This is a genomic window from Rhizobium sp. 01T444, from assembly GCF_056398305.1.
Map to the genome: position 1 here is coordinate 1 of NZ_JBFTPD010000221.1, position 654 is coordinate 654.

The 654-nt window shown below is 69.7% G+C and carries 1 protein-coding gene; it reads right to left on the reverse strand.

All coding sequences use genetic code 11. The features are described from left to right. The coding region (locus AC1DTN_RS38080; protein WP_477925334.1) for an AMP-binding protein at positions 1-654 on the reverse strand (654 nt) is incomplete at both ends.

A 654-nucleotide genomic window follows, 5' to 3' on the forward strand; every position in this document is an offset into this window, starting at 1 on the left:
CGGGCCGGCCCGCGAGCTCGCGGCAGGCGTTGAGGTTGAGCCAGGCCAGGAGGCCCACGTCGGCGCGGTCGGCGCCCGTGACGACGACATCCGTCACCAGCGGCGCCAGCGCACTGATGCACTCCACGCGCAACGAACCGACGCGGACGAACACGCCCGACTGCAGCTTGAACTCCTCGGCCACGCGGCCGGCGAAGGCGAGGCCCTCCTCGGGCTTGTCCGGGTCCACGAAGGTCGCGGCGTCGCCCATGAGGAAGAATCCTTCTTCGTCGAACGACTTCGCGCTCAGCTCGGGCTGGCCCAGGTAGCCCGGGGTCACGGCCTGGCTGCGCACGCGCACTTCGTAGCGCGATCCGTCGATGGGAGCGAGCTTCAACTCGACGCCCGGATGCGGCAGGCCGATCAGGCCGGAACGTTCTGTGGGCCAGAACACGCAGGTCACCGCCGCGGATGTTTCGGTGGAGCCATAGGCCGAACCGAACGGAATCCGGCGGCCGGTGTGCTTCGTGGCCTGGGCCTGGAGGCCCGCATAGATGGTGTCCGGCAGGCGCGCACCGGAATAGGTGAGGCGGCGCAGGTTGCGGAAGAAGCTGCGCGCCAATCCGTCGTCGCGCTCCAGTGCCTCCAGCAGCATCGCGTAGCCCACCGGCATGC